At 47.2% G+C, this 17,613-nt stretch carries 17 protein-coding genes; 5 read left to right on the plus strand and 12 right to left on the minus strand.

The features are described from left to right. The first annotated feature begins 67 nt into the window (after positions 1-67). Complete coding sequence (locus tag A7975_RS26240; RefSeq protein ID WP_176707822.1) at positions 68-2,302, plus strand: GDYXXLXY domain-containing protein; 2,235 nt, start codon at positions 68-70, stop codon at positions 2,300-2,302. 80 nt (positions 2,303-2,382) lie between these two features. On the opposite strand, the gene A7975_RS26245 is transcribed toward A7975_RS26240, so the two are convergent. Then, positions 2,383-2,841, minus strand: coding sequence for a hypothetical protein (locus A7975_RS26245; protein WP_053373547.1), 459 nt, complete (start codon positions 2,839-2,841; stop codon positions 2,383-2,385). 196 nt (positions 2,842-3,037) lie between these two features. On the opposite strand from A7975_RS26245, the gene A7975_RS26250 reads away from it, so the two are divergent. Both A7975_RS26250 and A7975_RS26255 read left to right on the plus strand, forming a co-directional pair. Further along, the gene (locus A7975_RS26250; protein ID WP_065387088.1) at positions 3,038-3,715 is read left to right on the plus strand and encodes an ABC transporter ATP-binding protein; all 678 of its coding nucleotides are present in this window, start codon (positions 3,038-3,040) and stop codon (positions 3,713-3,715) included. A gap of 15 nt (positions 3,716-3,730) precedes the next feature. After that, positions 3,731-5,032 carry an ABC transporter permease gene (locus A7975_RS26255; protein WP_065387089.1) on the plus strand — a complete coding sequence of 434 codons (1,302 nt, stop codon included), beginning with the start codon at positions 3,731-3,733 and terminating at the stop codon, positions 5,030-5,032. 70 nt (positions 5,033-5,102) lie between these two features. Here A7975_RS26255 and A7975_RS26260 read toward each other — a convergent pair whose 3' ends face one another. Both A7975_RS26260 and A7975_RS26265 read right to left on the minus strand, forming a co-directional pair. Continuing rightward, a complete protein-coding gene (locus tag A7975_RS26260) occupies positions 5,103-6,338 on the minus strand; it encodes a peptidase (protein WP_065387090.1) in 1,236 nt (411 codons plus the stop codon). Positions 6,339-6,490: 152 nt separating this feature from the next. Next, complete coding sequence (locus A7975_RS26265) at positions 6,491-6,829, minus strand: MGMT family protein (RefSeq protein WP_065387091.1); 339 nt, start codon at positions 6,827-6,829, stop codon at positions 6,491-6,493. Between the two features lie 352 nt (positions 6,830-7,181). Here A7975_RS26265 and A7975_RS26270 point away from each other — a divergent pair, with 352 nt between their 5' ends. Together A7975_RS26270 and A7975_RS26275 are read left to right on the plus strand one after the other, a co-directional pair. Further along, positions 7,182-7,622 carry a DUF1641 domain-containing protein gene (locus tag A7975_RS26270; protein WP_053373542.1) on the plus strand — a complete coding sequence of 147 codons (441 nt, stop codon included), beginning with the start codon at positions 7,182-7,184 and terminating at the stop codon, positions 7,620-7,622. Positions 7,623-7,657: 35 nt separating this feature from the next. Next, positions 7,658-8,839, plus strand: a complete 1,182-nt coding sequence (locus A7975_RS26275) for an NAD(P)/FAD-dependent oxidoreductase (protein ID WP_053373541.1) — start codon at positions 7,658-7,660, stop codon at positions 8,837-8,839. Between the two features lie 69 nt (positions 8,840-8,908). On the opposite strand, the gene A7975_RS26280 is transcribed toward A7975_RS26275, so the two are convergent. From A7975_RS26280 to greA, 9 genes are all read right to left on the minus strand, one after another. After that, the gene (locus A7975_RS26280; RefSeq protein ID WP_065387092.1) at positions 8,909-10,117 is read right to left on the minus strand and encodes a GGDEF domain-containing protein; all 1,209 of its coding nucleotides are present in this window, start codon (positions 10,115-10,117) and stop codon (positions 8,909-8,911) included. Between the two features lie 165 nt (positions 10,118-10,282). Further along, a complete protein-coding gene (locus tag A7975_RS26285; protein ID WP_053373539.1) occupies positions 10,283-10,654 on the minus strand; it encodes a hypothetical protein in 372 nt (123 codons plus the stop codon). 53 nt (positions 10,655-10,707) lie between these two features. Then, positions 10,708-11,904 carry a ParM/StbA family protein gene (locus A7975_RS26290; protein ID WP_053373538.1) on the minus strand — a complete coding sequence of 399 codons (1,197 nt, stop codon included), beginning with the start codon at positions 11,902-11,904 and terminating at the stop codon, positions 10,708-10,710. Between the two features lie 276 nt (positions 11,905-12,180). Further along, on the minus strand, positions 12,181-12,837 hold the full coding sequence (locus A7975_RS26295) for a glycosyltransferase (RefSeq protein ID WP_065387093.1): 657 nt from the start codon (positions 12,835-12,837) through the stop codon (positions 12,181-12,183). A gap of 69 nt (positions 12,838-12,906) precedes the next feature. After that, positions 12,907-13,461, minus strand: a complete 555-nt coding sequence (locus tag A7975_RS26300; RefSeq protein WP_065387094.1) for a pyridoxamine 5'-phosphate oxidase family protein — start codon at positions 13,459-13,461, stop codon at positions 12,907-12,909. A gap of 568 nt (positions 13,462-14,029) precedes the next feature. Next, entirely contained in the window at positions 14,030-14,419 is a 390-nt protein-coding gene (gene speD / locus A7975_RS26310) for an adenosylmethionine decarboxylase (RefSeq protein WP_065387095.1), read from the minus strand. A 3-nt stretch (positions 14,420-14,422) separates the two neighbouring features. Continuing rightward, entirely contained in the window at positions 14,423-15,310 is an 888-nt protein-coding gene (locus tag A7975_RS26315) for a carbon-nitrogen hydrolase family protein (protein WP_065387096.1), read from the minus strand. A gap of 20 nt (positions 15,311-15,330) precedes the next feature. Beyond that, on the minus strand, positions 15,331-16,869 hold the full coding sequence (locus A7975_RS26320) for a bifunctional GNAT family N-acetyltransferase/carbon-nitrogen hydrolase family protein (RefSeq protein ID WP_053373531.1): 1,539 nt from the start codon (positions 16,867-16,869) through the stop codon (positions 15,331-15,333). A 185-nt stretch (positions 16,870-17,054) separates the two neighbouring features. Continuing rightward, entirely contained in the window at positions 17,055-17,534 is a 480-nt protein-coding gene (gene greA, locus A7975_RS26325; RefSeq protein ID WP_053373530.1) for a transcription elongation factor GreA, read from the minus strand. Positions 17,535-17,613: the final 79 nt, after the last annotated feature.

A 17,613-nucleotide genomic window follows, 5' to 3' on the forward strand; every position in this document is an offset into this window, starting at 1 on the left:
TACTAGTTGGCAATCGAATAGGTCATTATAATACAAGACATACCAACAAGAAAGGCATGTGAGTGCAATGCTTCGGTTAAACGTTACGCGTGTCGGCTTCCTCATGGGCGTGTCCCTGCTGCTTGCTGCCATCATCTACTTCTTCGCAGCCAATTGGGGCGGCCTTGCCCGCGCCGATAAAATTTTAGCTTCCGCTGGAATCATGGTTCTGTTCTACGGCGTAAGCTACATCTTCTCCAAAATGAAACTTATGCTTGGACACCATTCCTTTCTGTCCGCTATCTTTCTCGTCGGCGGCTGCATATCGTTTGGCGCTGCTGTGGCGCTTCTCAATCAAATTTATAATTCGCATGCCGACAACTACGAGCTGTTTCTCGTATGGTCGATCCCGGCGCTGCTGTTTTCTTTGATTACCCGCTTCAATCCGTTTTATTTGCTAGCCTATGCGCTTGTTCATTTAACCTTGTGGCAGTATTTTTTCCCGACCTCCCTTAATGTCGTTCATACCGATAGCGAGCTTCTGATGATAGGCTGCCTGTTTGCCCTAATCAATCTCATCCTGTTCGTGCTTCTTGAAGCAAAGGTCATCCTATCTGCCCCGCTCAAGTACGTAAGCTTCATTGTTTTCCATATCTCCTTGCTCGTTTTAACGAATTCCACGCTGTACGAGCAATATGGACCGTGGATGAATATCCTTTGCGTAGCTGCCATCGCGTTTGGATTTTTCTTCTTTACCCGCATGCGTTTGAACAAAGTCATGCTGACGCTTAATGCGCTTGCCGCATCCGCGTACGCGGTATTCAAGTTTTTCGAGCTGATGTCGGAGCATACTTCCACCACATTTTTTGTTTTGGGATTGGTCTTTGTCACGATACTGCTGACAGGCAACGTCTTTTTCTTCCGCTATTTGAACAAGCTTGGATCTCAAGCACTTTCGACGGAGAAGCAGGCAGACGGAGCGGAAGCAGAAGAGCATACAAGCGTGCTCGTTGGCAAAATCGTCTCCACGATCGTCACCATCGTAGGCGTAGTAATCGGCAGCATCTCGTTAATCGGCCTCGTGCTTATGGCAGCAGGCTCGGTTCCGCCAGAGAACGTATTGCTGGTCATCTCCTTCTTATTCGTTCTTCCCGTTCTAGTGTTGCGCCGCCTAAATGCCGTTATTCGCTATACGGTGCTAACGATCGGATACGCTGCGGGATTGATTGCTATCGCATGGATTGATACAGCAGGCTTATCCTTGGTCTTCTTAGCCGTGACGATTGCCGGCTGGTTCAGCCTGCACGGACGTGCACAGCATCTATTCATCTATTCGCTGATTAATCTCAATGCCGCGATCCTGCTGTTCCAGCTGTTCGGACCGGTGCATCACGCCGCTTCCTTCATCGTGTTCATTATGGCAAGCCTGAATGCGCTCATCTATGCAAGCCACCTTCTCATGAGGGAAAGCCCCCTAAAGCAGCATTTGCGGGAATGCGGCCTGTTCTTCACGCTGCTCCTGCTGTTCTGGCTTACATTTATGGATGATATCTTCCCTAATTCGTATGAATGGTTCAATATTTTGAACTTCATTGTCGTAACAGCCTTAGCTTTCCTCTATGTTCGAAGAAACCGCGTGATGGAAGCAACGGTAAGCTTAGTATTCTGGTTTGTATTTCTCGCATTCAAATATTACGACTTGTTCTGGACGCTGCTGCATAAGTCGATTACGCTTGCTCTGCTCGGCCTCATTGCAATTGCGGTTACTTATGTTTTTGCTTACCGCACGCGGTCTGCCGTACCTGAGGGTGCGGACGAGTACAGCCGATTGCTGCGCAGAAGCCCTATTCTGATAGGCATCGTCATCGTGCTTCAGCTAGGCTATGTCGGCTACCACGCCGCAACGAGCGAAGCGCTGCTCGCGAGCGGTACATCCATTAAGCTGGCGATCGAGCCAATTGATCCTAGATCTATTTTGCAGGGCGATTATGTAAGGCTCGGCTACAGCATTTCAACACCGCCAGAACATCTCGCCAAGGAAGTCGAGTCGCGCCGCAGCCTGAGCCGTATCAAGGTTGTGCTTCGCGAAGGCGACAACGGCGTTTACGTATTTGACCGTTTGTATGCAAGCGGAGAAAAGCTAGCCAGCAAGGAGATCGTCATTAACGGCTCGTCCAGCGGCTGGCGAACCATTAACTACGGCATTGAAACGTATTTTGTACCCGAGGGCACCGGAACCGAAACGGAGCAAAACGCCCGCTTCGCGTATGTAAAAATAGGCAAGAAGGGCGATGCGATGCTGGAGCGTTTAAGCAAGGAGTAGCTCGAAGCCTTAAGCCGCAATAGCAAAAAAATAGCAGGACATATGCCGCAAACCATGCTGCATGCGTCCTGCTATTTTTATTAATTCGCCAGCTTGCTTAGCTCAGGAAACTCCTCTAGATAGCCGTTGCGCTCAAGCTCCATCAATGCCTTCCGAATGCTTTGCTCGTCCTCGCCCGATTGGTCAGAGAGCGCCAGCAGCTCGGGCAAAGTAATGTCCTTATGCTCTTTGCAATAAGTTAACAGCCCCTTCGCCGCCCATGATAGACGGTCATCCTGGAACTCTCCGATCATTTTGCGGAACAATTTATGTGGGATTAGCTGCTCATCAACTAAGGCTTGCATCGCTTTTATTGCATTTTTGGTTGTCATACGGCCTTTCTTGGCAACCTCATCAATGGTAAGTGATGCAGAATCTGCTGTGCTCGAGCTAAGCACGATGTAAATCATTTGCGAATAGATGTCTAGGCTCGGGTTGTAAAAAATTTCAGTAGAAACGGTAAAATTGCGTACATTGCTTGGTGAAAGTTCTGTTGTCATGATGATGCTCCCTTCCGATTGGTCTATACCATAATAAAGGTTCGGATACGGGGTTTCAAATCAGGCTTTATTAAAAAAAGTTAATTTCCTCAAAAAGCCAAATTACCAGCCGCGTTACATTTTCAACGTAACATCCGTCTTCCATAAAAGTAGTCGGCTACACCCGTTCTACAAGCGAAGAAAGGATGCTGCTCCATTGATAACAATAAAGAATTTATCCCATCAGTTTCATATCGGAAAAGCAGGCACCGAAAAAACAGTTCCCGTACTTAGCCAAGTCAATCTCGAAGTCGCTAAAGGGGAAATCGTGTCCGTGCTCGGGCGAAGCGGCTCGGGCAAATCGACGCTGCTTAATCTCGCTGCCGGCTACATTAAGCCGTCAAGCGGCAGCATTAGCATCAACGGAACCGATGTCACCTCTTATTCTGAGGCGCAATGGGCAAAATTCCGCCTAGCTCATATGGGCTTTATTTTTCAAAGCTTTCAGCTCATGCCGAGCATGACCTCCTTCCAGAACATTGAGCTGCCGCTCACCCTTAAAGGGATAGACGAGAAGGAGCGCGGGAAGCTGGTGAAGGAAACGATGGAGCTCGTCGGCATGAGTGAATACGAGCAGTACTACCCAAGCGAGCTGTCAGGCGGCCAGCAGCAGCGCATAGGTATTGCCCGGGCAATGGTGCTGCGGCCTTCCCTTATTCTCGCGGATGAGCCTACGGGAAGCCTCGACAGCGAGACGGAGCAGACGGTGCTTGATTTTATCCGTCATTTGAATCAGCAGCGGGGCACAACGTTTCTAATGATTACGCATGATGCCGAGGTTGCCTCGATTGCACACCGCTCGGTGACCATTCATAACGGACAATTGGCGATATAGGAGCGATGGACAAAGATGAAATGGAAAGATAAATACCGTTTTGTGAAGCAAAATATGAAAAAAAATAAATCGCGGCTGTTTATGACGATTTTGGCAACGGCTATGGGCTGCTGCTTTCTTGTGGTGCTGGCATCCATCGGCTTCGGCTTTCAACAGAGCTTAACCGAGCAAATTACGTCTTACGGCAAGATAACAGAAATATCGATTTACGGCAAAACCAATCAGGCGGAGTCGGCTAATTACGCAAGCTCGCTATACTCGAAGGAGCAGGTTGCTTTTTTCGAAAGCCTTCCTCATGTGGAGGCAGTCGTCCGGCAAAATGACGTTAATCTCACCTCCAAATATGCGGTTGGTGATTATGCCTTCGAGATCGACCGCTCGCCTGTCTTCACTTTTATGGAGACGGAGAAGAACGGGAAGCTTGAGCTGTCTGAAGGCCGATTTCCGGAAAACGAGCATGAGGTCATAGTCGGATATAACTTTGCGGAGTTCCTCCTTATGCCGTCAAAGCCGGAGCAGCCCTATCAAGGAAGTCTGCTGAATCAAAAGATCGACATTACGCTGCTGCAGCCTGTGAACGCCAATCAGAAAGCAGCTCAGCAGTCCGTACAGCTTCATGCCACGGTCGTAGGCGTGCTAAAGCAGCCGCCAAAGGAATGGTTGAAGGACAAAACCGTTGTCATGGACGAAAAAGCGCTCCAATCATTCGTACCTATATTGTCCGAGGAAGACAAGCTATTATCTGACCGCTACCAGAACGTTCTGGTGTACGCCGATGATATGCAAAATGTGAGCGGAATCGCTGATAAAATTAGGGAAGCCGGCTACAATGTCTATTCGGTGGTCAACGAGCTGAACAAAGTCGACGCCATCTTCATGTTCGTTAAGCTAGGGCTATTATTCGTAGGCGCGATAGCCGTCTTGATCGCCGCAATCGGCATTTATAACACGATGACGATGGCGGTAACGGAGCGGACGCAGGACATCGGCATTATGAAAGCAATTGGTGCTTCACCCTCCTCGATTCGCAGCATTTTTCTGCTGGAGAGCAGCTTTATCGGCGTGGTTGGTACGCTAATCGGCACTTTAGTCGCTTTCTTAGTGAGCTATGCGGCGAATAAAATAATCCCTGTCATTCTAAGCAGCCAAAATGAGAATAAGGAAGAAGCGTTCAACTTCGTATTCAGCTACATACCGTTCACCCTGATCTGGGTATCGGCGGCGATCAGTATCGGCATCGCTATTTTGTCCGGCATGCGCCCTGCCCGCCGCGCGACGGAGATCGACGTCCTTCAAGCGCTGCGCCGAGACATTTAACGGTATTGTTTTGACGCTAGCAAAAAAAGCCGATCTCAAAGTTAGAGATCGGCTTTCTTCTTTTTGACGATTATTGTTTAGGCTTAGCTGCATTGTCATCGGAAGTGACGATTACAATTTCAGCATTTGTAATGCCTGGAAGCGATTTTGTCATTATTTTGGAATGGTAAGCGACAATTTTAGTTCCTGCTCTAAGTACGGTTTCTCCGCCAAGCGCCGGAATCACTTTTGTGTCCTCGGAGATGTTTAGAATGACATCATTGTCTGTCGATTGGTCAGAGCCTACATTGACGTAAACTTGGCCTTCCGTAGTGCGGTCCGAAGCGACGACCGTGCCTTCGATTTTGTTTGTTTCCGTTTCTTTCACAACGATTTTGTCAGCTGTCGTTTGTGCTGGGTAGATCATCGTCATGACTTCGCCGTAGTTCACTTCGACGCGTACATCATTTTTTAATGCGTCTAGCGTCAAAGGCTTGCCGTCAAGCCCGACAATTTGAGTTTCCTCGTCTACGGTTAGAATCACATGATCCACTCCGCCTTTAGCCATCGGCTTGCCAATTACCGTAATTTTATTGTCAGCCACGCTTGTAATGATCCCGTCTGTACCTACAGCGTTTTGCTCGGTTTCGTCAGCCGTCGTATTCACCACCACGTATTTTGTAGTTGATTGCGGCGGAAGGCTCATCGTAACGGCCGGACCGTAAAATGCTTTTACGCTCATGCCAGCCTTGATCGCGCTGGCTTCAATAGCCTTGCCATTTTGATCCAGAAGCTGTGCTTTGTCGGCAAAATGCAAAACGATGGTTTCCTCGATTGAAGTGTAAATATCTTTGCCTTTTACGACGATCCCGTTTTCCTGCACTTCAGATACGGTACCGTCAATTGCCGTAAAGCTTTGGTCTTGAACAACAAGCGTCAAAGCTGTTCCTTGTGCTGGTATGCTTTTCGTTATCGCACCGCCGTAGAATGCTTTAACTACCTTTTTCTCATCAATAATGGTTTTTAATGGAACCGTTTTCCCTTTAGCGTCCACAATCTTCGTATCTTTGGTGATCGAAAGAATAATTTGGCTCTGGTCGCCCACAGCAAGGCTGCGGCCTGTTACGGTAATGAATTTGCCTGTTTTATCATTAACGAAATCCGTTATTTGACCCATCGTTCCCGGTACAATTTTAAATTGATTTTGGATAGGTCCTTGTCCGTTATGGATCGTCGGCTGCGGAACGTCCTGTGCACTCGCTGCCATCGGCATAGCTGCCATCGCAAAAATAGATGCTGTTGCTAGTACTTTGTACATTTTGTTCATCTGTCATTCCTCCAATTCTGAATCATGCTTCGTGTATGTTTATCGAAATGGCCTACAGTTTTTAGACGAGGAGGATTTTGGAATGTTGCACAAGCATCATTTGTATATGGTAAAAATTAACTTAGTTGTGTGTATTGTGTGAACATAATTTCTTATTCATGCGGATAAAAATCTTCTTCCCCCGCATGGGTGTGATGTCGGTATTTGTCCAAATCGACACGTCCATCCTTGCTCGTTTCTACACCTTCTTCATTCAAATAAAACGACTGCATATAACGGGCTTCCTCATCCCGTATAGCGATTTCGCCCTTGGCATTCACCACCCGGTGCCAAGGGAGCTGATGGATGCTGCTTAGCGAATGAAGAATCCGAACGACCTGGCGGGCGCCTCTGCGGCTTCCCGCCTGCTCCGCGATTTGCCCGTATGTCATGACGGTGCCTTTTGGAATAGCTTTAATGATTTCAATGACTCTTTTTGTAAAAGGCTGCATATAGATCTCTCGCTTTCTATAGGGATAATTCGCGTAAAATCGACAAAAAATAAACTGCTATCCGTTTATGATAACGCATCGAAATATTTTTTTGAAAAAAGTTATAAATTTCTTTTTAACTTTTGGTGAAAACGATGTAGAATAGAAGCAAAGGGTTCAAATCCGATTTCGTCTACTCGCTATCTTATCCCTTCTTCAAGTGGGGATTAAACCGTTACGTGCACACAGACATTTTTTCGGAAAACTATGTGAAAAGTGTAACAATCTTTTTGGGTGCATCCTAACCTCTAGCGGCTGACACGATTGCGACTAAAACTTACTTTCAAATTTACGCAAAGGAGGACATTCTATTATGTCACAATCATCTGCAGGACAAGAGGTTGCAGCTAGCCTCGCCGAAGAAAAACAAACGTTAGATGTACTTGATCAGTTATTGAAGCCGGAGGTTCAACAGTCGTTGACTGTGCTTGTCGACAACCTTCCAAAGCTGGCTGAAATGGTTACTCTGATGACCAAAGCTTATGATTTCGCACAAAACATCGCTACAGACAAAGTGTTGATCAACGATTTCGCTCAAGGTATCGGTGAGTTCGTCAAACCGGTTCAAGAGAAAGCAAAAGGTATCGCAACAGCTGCAATCGAAGCTGGCGAGCGCTCGCAGGAAGCTGCTGGCTCCTCTGTTGGCCTATTCGCTATGTTGAAAATGCTGAAAGATCCGGAAGTTCAAAAAACGCTACGCTTTGCGCAAGCTTTCCTTAGTGTGCTGTCTGAACGCAAAAACGATAAAGTATAAACACTGAATACGTATAGAACGAACGGAGGATGAACATGTCGAAGCAAATTTTAATTCTTGGTGGCGGTTATGGCGGTCTACTTACTGCTCTAACAGCTCGCAAACACTTGTCAGCAGCAGAAGCTAGCATCACAATCGTTAACCGTTTCCCAACTCACCAAATCATTACCGAGCTGCACAGACTTGCAGGGGATACTATTGCAGAACAAGCGGTTGCTCTTCCGCTTAGCAAGCTTCTTGGCGACAAGCAAGTTAACATCATCGTTGACTCGGTGAAAGAGATTAAACCAAACGAGAAGCAAGTTCTTCTTGCAAGCGGCCAAGTACAAAAGTACGATACGCTCGTTGTTGCACTAGGCAGCGAAACGAACTACTTCGGTATCCCAGGTCTGGAAGAGAACAGCCTTGTTCTTAAATCCGTTGCAGATGCTAACCGCATCCGCAAGCATGTTGAAGATCGTCTTGACGCTTACAAAAAATCAGGCAACAAAGCTGACGCAACAATCGTTGTTGGCGGCGGCGGCTTGACTGGCGTTGAGCTTGTTGGCGAATTTGCAGACAGACTTCCTGAAGTCTGCCGCAGCAAAGGGATCGACTTCAATGATATTTCGCTTTATTGCGTAGAAGCTGGTCCAGCTGTTCTGCCAATCTTCCCGAAAGTATTGATCGACCGCGCTGTAACAAGCCTTGAGAAACGCGGCGTTAACTTCATTACTAGCGTTGCGATTACAGAAGCTACAAAAAGCTCCGTATCGCTTAAAGACGGCCGTACAATCGAGTCCAGCACCATCATCTGGACTGGCGGCGTAAAAGGCAACCCTGTTGTCGGAAGCAGCGGTCTTGCAGAAGATCGCGGCCGTTCACTCGTGACGCCAACGCTGCAATCGACATCGCATGCTGATGTTTTCCTTGCTGGCGACTGCGCGGTTGTATTCCCTGAAGGCAGCGAACGTCCTTACCCTCCAACAGCTCAGCTTGCTTGGCAAATGGGCGAAACGGTAGGCTACAACCTAGCGGTTCAAATCAAAGGCGGCGTTATGGATAAATTCGTGCCCGTATTCTCCGGAACGCTTGGCAGCCTTGGCCGCAAAGACGGCGTAGGTACAATCGGCGGCAACGCGACACAATTGAAGGGCTTGCCTGCATCCTTGATGAAGGAAGCAAGTAACGTTCGTTACCTGTCGCATATCCACGGTCTATTCGCACTTGCGTACTAATATATGAAAAAAAGAAGAAGGAGGGCAATTGCCCTCCTTCTTTCTTTTGTTTATATGTGGATACTCAACTCATTCAATTGGCGCTGCTCGCGTGATCCTGTTTTTTCCCGCGTTTTTTGAGACATACAAAGCTTTATCTGCTTGCTGAAACAGCTCCTCAAAGGTTATGCCGTCTCTATTCGCGCTCACTAGCCCTCCGCTGGTTGTTACCGAAATCGTTTTCTCCTCGTTAATCCAGGTTTCACTGCCTTCTATCATCCTGCGCAAGCGCTCCGATCGCTCATCGCTATCGCCGGCGAAGCGCTCCTTCAGAAATATAGCAAATTCTTCGCCGCCTACCCTGCCTACAATGCCGTAATCCGCATATACCTTGGCTAACAGGCTTGAGAAGGTAATCAGCACCTTGTCGCCCGCCAAATGCCCGTGTACATCGTTAATCCTCTTAAAATCATCGATATCCAGCAGCAGCAGGGAACAGCCCACGCTTGTCTCATTCAACTGCTCTCCCACTCTTTCGACAAAATGTCTGCGATTGAATACGCCAGTCAGATCATCGATTGTCGCTTGCGCGTACAGCTTCTGTCCGGTTGCTCTCGCGTGCTGCGCCTCCTGGATTTTATAATCCATCGCTTGTCTTAGCCGGTGGAAGACATACACGATTGCAATCAAACTAGACATAAATAGCAATAAAACAAAGGTGTGAATGAGCATCGTCGTCGTAAATTGATTATAGGCTTCTTCGCCGATTTCAAGCTTGTTAACATGAATGAATTTGTTCGCAATATATATGCCATTTAGCAGTAATACTAAGGAGCAAACGATGATCATGAACCATCGATCGACGTACAGGCAAAATAAAGTAACGAGCGGGAACACAAAGGTAAACGTAACGGGCGTCGTTGCCGACAATAAAGTGAACACGTACATGAAGAAGAAGCCGCTAAAGGTGGCGTATCTCACATATCTTGTGAGCGGATTTATTTTGTAAAAAATCGTGCCGGCTATAACGGACAGAAATCCCACCGTCAACATAGGAAGCACAAAAACAAGCGATCGTGTTCCTTTCTCGAATTCGATCAGAAAACCCGCCGATAAGATAAACACCATAACCCAGCATATGATGATCACTATAAAATTTACAGCGCTTTCATAATAAAAAGCTTTCTGCTCTTTTATATCGAATACTCCTCTCTGCGGACCTCCATTTATACTCATATCGTACAAGGAAATGGTTGCCTTGTCACTGAAATGGTCGTACGGGCAATCCCGATTATTCATCGTTCCACGCTCATCATAACACAAAACAATGCCAAGCATCATTTGATAATGCTTGGCATTGTTTTGTGTTATTAAATATAACTTTGTAATACTAAGTATTACTCTGCATTGCTAAAATAGGCTGAAAACGGCTTTAAAATGGCCAGAAATACCTAAAATATGTCATTAACTCCATGCTTCAATGTCATCATCATCTATTTCTTCCTCAGCTACCGGCTCTGGAGCAGTCGCAGAAGGTGCTTTTTCGACTTCCTCAACTGCTTCTGATGCTGCTGCCATTTGCTCTATGCCGGCTGCATAGGGACGATATTCGCTTGCTGCTTGCTGCAAAGCGGGTGTGCCCTGCAGCATATTTCTTTCCGTCGGAACGAAGGCCTGCAAGTTGCGAACACCGTTCAATGCAATTTCATTCTCCACCAAATAACGCAGAGAATCCATTAGGTTGGATTGCGAGTTGAGCCATTGCATCACTAATGGATCTTCTGTTTTTTTGGTTTTCAAGCTGATGTTGTCACCGGGAAGCTTAGTCTTTTTCATATCAATCACCTACCAGAATCCGTTAGATTATGCCCAAGCTTGCGTTATGCAGCTTATGCAGGCTGTACCGCTTTGTTTTTGAGCGCTTCGTAAATTTTGCCGCGCACAAAAGCATCGAGCCCCATTGCATTAAGCAGAACGGCATATTCGGCCGGAATATATAGCAGCTGCATTTCTCTTTCCGAGCACAACTCTTTCAGCTGCGGATATAGAACTGAACGCATCAAAATGCTTCCGCCGCCATATACGCAGATAAGATCAATCTCATTGCGAGCTTTCGTGAGCTGTTTTTTGACATGCTGAACGATTTGCCTAACTTGGCTTTCAAGCGGTCTCTTTAATGTTTTCAGAGCTCTCGCATGGTATTTATGCTTCGGATTTTTGATTACATCGCTGAAAAACTGCCTTGGGCTATCCGGTAAATGGATGAGTCGGTTGAACTCCTGCAAAGCTTCTTCAATCGCATAACCAGCGCCGTGGTGGCTGCCGTGAACGAATTGACGCAAAAACTTATTGCCCTCGGTAATCGGATACTCCGTGGAGCCATCTCCGATATCGATATGAAGAATACGCTTGTCTTTGAAGAAGCTGCCGTTAAATTTCTTCTCGATTCCATAGGATTGCAGGAAATCTTCAAAGATTTCGCCTTCTCTCCAGCCGCCAGCGGAATCCTTCTGAAGCGTGAAAATAACCGGCGTCGCTTCCGGTACAACCTTAGCGAACGGGAATACGATTTTTACAGCTACGCGTTGAATGCCTAAATGAACGGTCACATGATGCGTGCCGGAAGTGAACCGTTTCTCGAATTTCGCAGATGTCTCGTCCGTATGCTGAGTAACCGGCAGCGCCGTAGCCATATCCACCTCCACGTCGATTTGCGCGGGGATTTTTTTCTCTTCGTCATACGCCTTTTGAACTGCCATCGCCGCGATTTGAGCGAGCGTATTGATGACCGGAAGGTCCATGTCGCTTTTTAGATCGATGCCGATTTGAAGGTTGTCCAATATTTCTCCGCTCTCTAGAGCGAACTTCCCTACATAGTACATGCCCGGTCTAGCTGCAGGCGAATCAATCGTAACAACCAGCTGGTCCTGCAAGTTTTTCACAAAACTTTCCGGCGTTTGCTCTTCGCTCCATGGAAGCTCGTCCACCGTACAATTCACATTTGGCTGCTGAATCAGTTTACCGTCGATAATAAGATCATGCTCACTGTTTCCGTTATCGTTGCCTACAAAGAAATGATAATTCATAATTGCTCTCCTCCTAGAAAAGGTTTTAGGAAACAAAATTGGCTATTGTTGTATGGTCGCTAACGCAACGCATCCCTTGGTATTACTTTGCCATACAAAGTGTTAGTATACATCAAGCTAGAGTCCCAGTCCCCATTAATCTTTTCTAATCAACTTTTGTCGGAAAATGAGTGTATGGAGCGGTTAGACAGTGATGCTGTCGGTTCTGACCATTTGAACAGCAAAAAAAAGCTAACCCGTCATTGACAGATTAGCTTTTTTGGAGTGCTTATTTCATTAGTTGAACTGCTTTGGAAATTGCTTGATTACGCCATCCGAGAGGATATCCGCGAACATGATCATATGGTCCTCGCCTTTATCGAGCGCTACAATATCAGCTTTCCAGTCCTTCGTAAGCCTGGCCATCATCGTGTCGGTTACAAGTTGAAGATGGACGTAAAACATCTCTTGCAGCTGCTTGTTCGTCCAATTCGGATTGGCGCTGCTTAAGAATGCCGCAATATCGTCACCGTTTTTGTGCCAGACTTTATTGAACTTATCGGCATCTGCTTGATTGCCGCTCTTCATTGCCGTCAATAATTGGCCAGCAATCGAAATATGCTCCTTCAGGAGCTCAGCAATCTTATTGCCTGCTGCTTCGCCATAATACGGCTTGAACGCATTTCCGATGTCCTGCTGGTTTTTGAGCAGCCGATCCAGCACAACCTGCTGATCTTCAAGCCCGGCTACCGCACTCACTATGTAATTTCTAGTCAAAACTACATGGTCAATCCATAGCCTTCTCAAGTCTTCCTTAAGCTTTACAGCAGCAGGGCTTAAATAGCCCTCATGCCCATTTCGGTGATGGTTGCTGCTTGCATCAGCACTTATGGGCGCAGCACTAATAGCCAAAATCATGCATACTAGCGTGACGATGAGTAATCTGCTTTTCATAGATACCTTCTCCTTTAGTGACACGAATGGAATAGCCTATCATAGTGTCTGCTATTCCGCTCGTTTCATTCATAGAGATTTGCCCAGAGGCGTAGGCATCCCATCGATGCTTTTCGTATTTTTCTCTTTCCAGTATTCCTTCAAGCCTTCCTCGCCCTTTTGGACCGACCAACGCTGAAGCGTTTCTCTTTCTCCTTCATAGGACATGAACGGAATGGAGTAGCCGCAGGAGGTTTGTACCTTGTGAACTTCGATGTCAATGATCTGTCTTGCGCCCGGAAGCGGCGAGAACAGCGGATACAAGGCGTCCCACTCCGCTGTTGCTGGCAGCACAACCTTTCCGGTGCCATACAATCTCAAAATATTAGGAGCCCCTTCAAATGCGCAAAACATGACCGTTATTCTTTTGTTCTCATCAAGATGCGCGCTTGTTTCATTCCCGCTGCCTGTCAGATCCAAATAGGCTACGCGATTAGGGGACAAAATGGTTAGGCAATCATGTCCCTTCGGAGAGATATTGACATGCCCTTCCTCCGATAACGGTGCCGATCCTACGAAAAAAATATGCTGCTGACGGATAAACGCCTCATGCTGCGGAAGCATCGCATCAAATTGCTTTCCCATACTGCCCACACTCTTTTCTTATTGAGATTATTGAGATGTCCGTTCCATGATCCGATGGCTTACTGTTGTTGCTATTAATGTAAAAGCAACCGTCCCCTCTTGTCAATTCGCTCCCAGATGCAATAGCGTTGGCGATGAAGTAGAGGGGCTATATGTGCGCTTATATGTGGGTGGAGTGGCTGGGCTGGTGCATCGTGCTGCGTTTGAGGATGAGGATGAGGATGAGAGTAACTAGATAGATGCAAGATTAACGGGAGATTTTCCCGCTAAGCGCTCTAAATCGGCTTCATATCGAAAAATTAGCAGGAGATTTTCCTGTTAATTGGTTTTGGAGCGCTTCGCGAAACCGTTTGCGGTTAGCAAAAGGCAAAAGGGATCCGTTCTTGATTAGTTCGTTATTAGGTTGGAGTCCGTGAGTTTAGGTTGTAGGATCGTTTGCGGCTGGCTAGAGGCGGATCTAGTCGTATGAGCAAGGCTTTAAGCACGCTAGCGTTGACCTTAAAACTCCCGCACGTCAAACGAGCCTTAGAGGGAACTCTAAAGGCTCGTTGTTTTTCGCAGAATATGTTTAGCCTACCGCAAGCTGAGCATGCTCGACTTGGAGCTCGCCGGTTCCGCGGATTATTTTCACATTGGACGTTTCGGTTGGCTCCAGGAACGCCAGCATCGCCTTGATCGCGACGTCTGGATCGACCGCTGTTCCGCATGTATAACAGTCGAGCGCGGCGAAGCCTTTCTCTGGATACGTATGAATCGACATATGGCTCTCGGATAACAACAGCAGCACGGTAGCCCCTTGCGGCTCAAACTGCTTAACCTGCACGGACAAAATGCTCGCTCCGCTTGATTCCGCAGCTTGTACCATTTGGGCGCTAAGCTTGTCTGCCTGATTCAAATGATCAAACGCAATTCCCCATGCGTCAACTGCAACATGGCGGCCATATGTGGAATATTCCATCGCTCAGCACTCTCCTAGAAGTAGTTTTACGGGCTCGTATTGATATAAAGACGGTCGGCGGTCATAAAAAGGGGCCACCACGCCATGCTCGCGGTTCTCCTGCAGCATCGCAAAATCAAGCTCCGCCAACGCCATGCCGCTCTCATTCACAACGCCAACTTGAAGAATGCCCTGCTCGGAAAACGGATAATCGCAAGGAGAAAACACGCCAGCCTGGCAATAGCCCTGATCGACCTGAAGCAGACCTTCAGGCAGCGAGCCAACCATGCCGCTCAGCACAACAAACAGCTGATTCTCGATCGCTCTAGCCTGCGCGCAGTGGCGAACGCGGTAATAGCCGAAAGCTGAATCCGTATAAGAAGGGCATAACAGCAGCTGCGCACCCTGCTCCGCCGCCATGCGGGCAAGCTCTGGAAACTCAATATCATAACATGTCGTGATCGCGAGTTTGCCCCATTTCGACTCGATCATGTTCAGCCTATCTCCTGCCACCAAGGACCAGCTATTGCGCTCCTCTGGCGTGAGATGCAGCTTAGTCTGTACCTCTACCCTTCCATCAGGGAAAAATAAGTAAGCATTGTTAACAAACCCGTCTTCCTCATGGCAAATATGGGTGCCGCCAAGAATGGTGATGCCAAATGCCCGGCTGCTCTGCAAAAAAAAGTTCATATACTTCGCTGTATAATTGCTTAAATAATGGCATGCCTCTTTATGAGACATCGCCGGCTTCAAGCTGAGCAGATGGGCCGTCATATATTCCGGAAAAACAACAAGCTCCGCACCCTGCTCCGCCGCCTTGCTAATCGTTGACGTTAATCCCTTCCAAAACTGCTCTTCGGATTCGATGAACGTCAATTCATACTGAATGGTTGCGACGCTTAAAACGTTCATATATGCAGCCAGCCCCTTCTCTAGGAACGAATTTGCAAGGAGTAAATATCCGTTCGACGGTCACGGAACGTTAACACCTCTTTGGATTTGCGGTGCCGCTGCAAAATTTCCATATCTACCTCGGCCATAATGACCGCCTCCGTATTTTCACTGCATTCCCCTGCTATTCCGTCACGCGGGAAGGAGAAATCCGTCGGCGTATAGACGCCTGACTGCGCATATTGAATATCTACATTATCCACATGCGTCAGGTTGCCGACCGTTCCGGAGGTGACGGTAAACACTTGGTTTTCGATCGCGCGCGCTTGCGCGCAATACTTCACCCGAAGGAAAGTCTGTCGATCCTCCGCGCAGAACGGCACAAATACGATCTGCGCCCCCTCCTCTGCAACGATTCTGGAGATTTCGGGATATTCGATATCGCTGCTGAGCTGAATCGATATTTTGCCGCAATCGGTATCGAATACCTCCAGCTTCGAGCCGCCGTTAATGCCCCACCACATGCGCTCGTTCGGCGAAATATGCAGCTTGTATTGCTGTTCGATCGTGCCGTCGCGGCGGAATAAATGGCCGACGTTATAAATCCGATTATTTTGCTCAATAAAGTGAGAGCCGCCAATGATGTTCACGTTGTATTTAACCGCTAGCTCCGTAAACAGCTCCACGTATTGCTTCGTAAAGGTGCTTAGCTTCCGTACCGCAGAGCTGGGTGAGCGCTCCTCGAGATAGGACAGCAGCTGCATCGTCAAATTTTCAGGAAAAACAACAAAATCCGATTTATAATCAGCCGCTACATCGACATAATGCTCGCACTGCATGGCGAATTCCTCAAAGGAATCAATCTTCTTCATCATATATTGAACGACGCAGATGCGAACGGGAAAAGAAAGCTTATAATGCGTCTTGCTGTTGCTTAGCTTGTACTCGATGTTGTTCCACTCCAGCAGAGCCGCATAGTTCATCGAGTCATCGTCATCCGACAAATAATTCGTAATGATCCGCTTCAAGGTAAACCCGTTCATCATCTGGAACGTGAGCACGGGGTCATAGATGTTTTGCTGCAATACTTCCTCCGCGTACTCTCTCGGAGACATTTCATTGCTATGCTTGTGGTAGCCGGGAATTCGCCCGCCAACGATGATGCTTTTCAGATTCATCTTCTCCGCAAGGCGCTTGCGCGCTTCGTAAAGCCGCCTTCCGATCTTCATTCGGCGGTAATCGGGATGCACCATGACTTCCATCCCATATAGGCTCTCGCCACGCGGATTATGATTGCGGATAAAACCTTTATCCGTAATTTCGGAATAGGTATGCTGCTCCAAATAGTCGTCAAAGTTAACGATAAGACTCGAACAGGAGCCGATAATATCGCCATCAAGCTCTACGCATATTTGCCCTTCCGGGAAAATGCGAATATGGCTTTCCATTTGGCTGATCTTCCAAGGATGCATATTGGGGAAACAGACAAGCTGCAAGGCAATGATCTTCTCGATATCTGCGTTTTCAATATTTCGAATGATCATCTTTTTCTCGAATTGGGAAATTTGGTCCGATGTCATAGAGGCTCCTCGTTTACTTGTTTTGCCCCATTATACAGCCGGACTTTTTCTCCAGTATTAGTGTGCCGTAAAAGATTTGTAAACTTTTTTAAATTTTAACTGATATATGCAGGAGGAAAAAAAAGGCCGCAGCGGCTTAGTCCGATTCGACTTTACCGCTGCAGCCCCTATTTGAGGAAGAATGATTACGTAGCTTTAATTTCTAGCAGCTCATATTTAATGACGCCCATTGGCGCGTTAACGCTGACGATGGTGCCGACTTGTTTACCTAGAAGCTCTTTGCCCAGCGGGCTCTCGTAAGAAATTTTATTTTCGGCTACGTCCGCTTCTTCCGTACCTACGATTTTATATTCAATTTTCTCCGAAAATTCAATATCGTTTAGGATAACCGTCAAGCCGATGCTGACCTTCGATAGATCCAGCGCTTCCGATTCGATGACGCGAGCCTTCTTCAGCATTTTATCCAAAATAAGAATGCGCGTCTCCATAAACGACTGATCGTTTTTGGCCGAATGATATTCGCTGTTTTCCTTTAAATCGCCGTAGCTAATCGCGAGCTTAATCCGTGCGGCAAGCTCCTTGCGCTTTACATATTTAAGATCGTCCAGCTCGGCTTGCAGCTGCGCCAAGCCTTCTTTGGTCAAAATCACTTCGTCTTTCGACATTTAAACAACTCCTATTTGCTTTCTTGCTTTAATCTTACCCTAAATTCGGAAAATAAGCGAAGAACGATCACTTCCAGCA

This window comes from Bacillus sp. FJAT-26390 (assembly GCF_001682865.1).
Taxonomy (GTDB): domain Bacteria; phylum Bacillota; class Bacilli; order Paenibacillales; family Paenibacillaceae; genus Pristimantibacillus.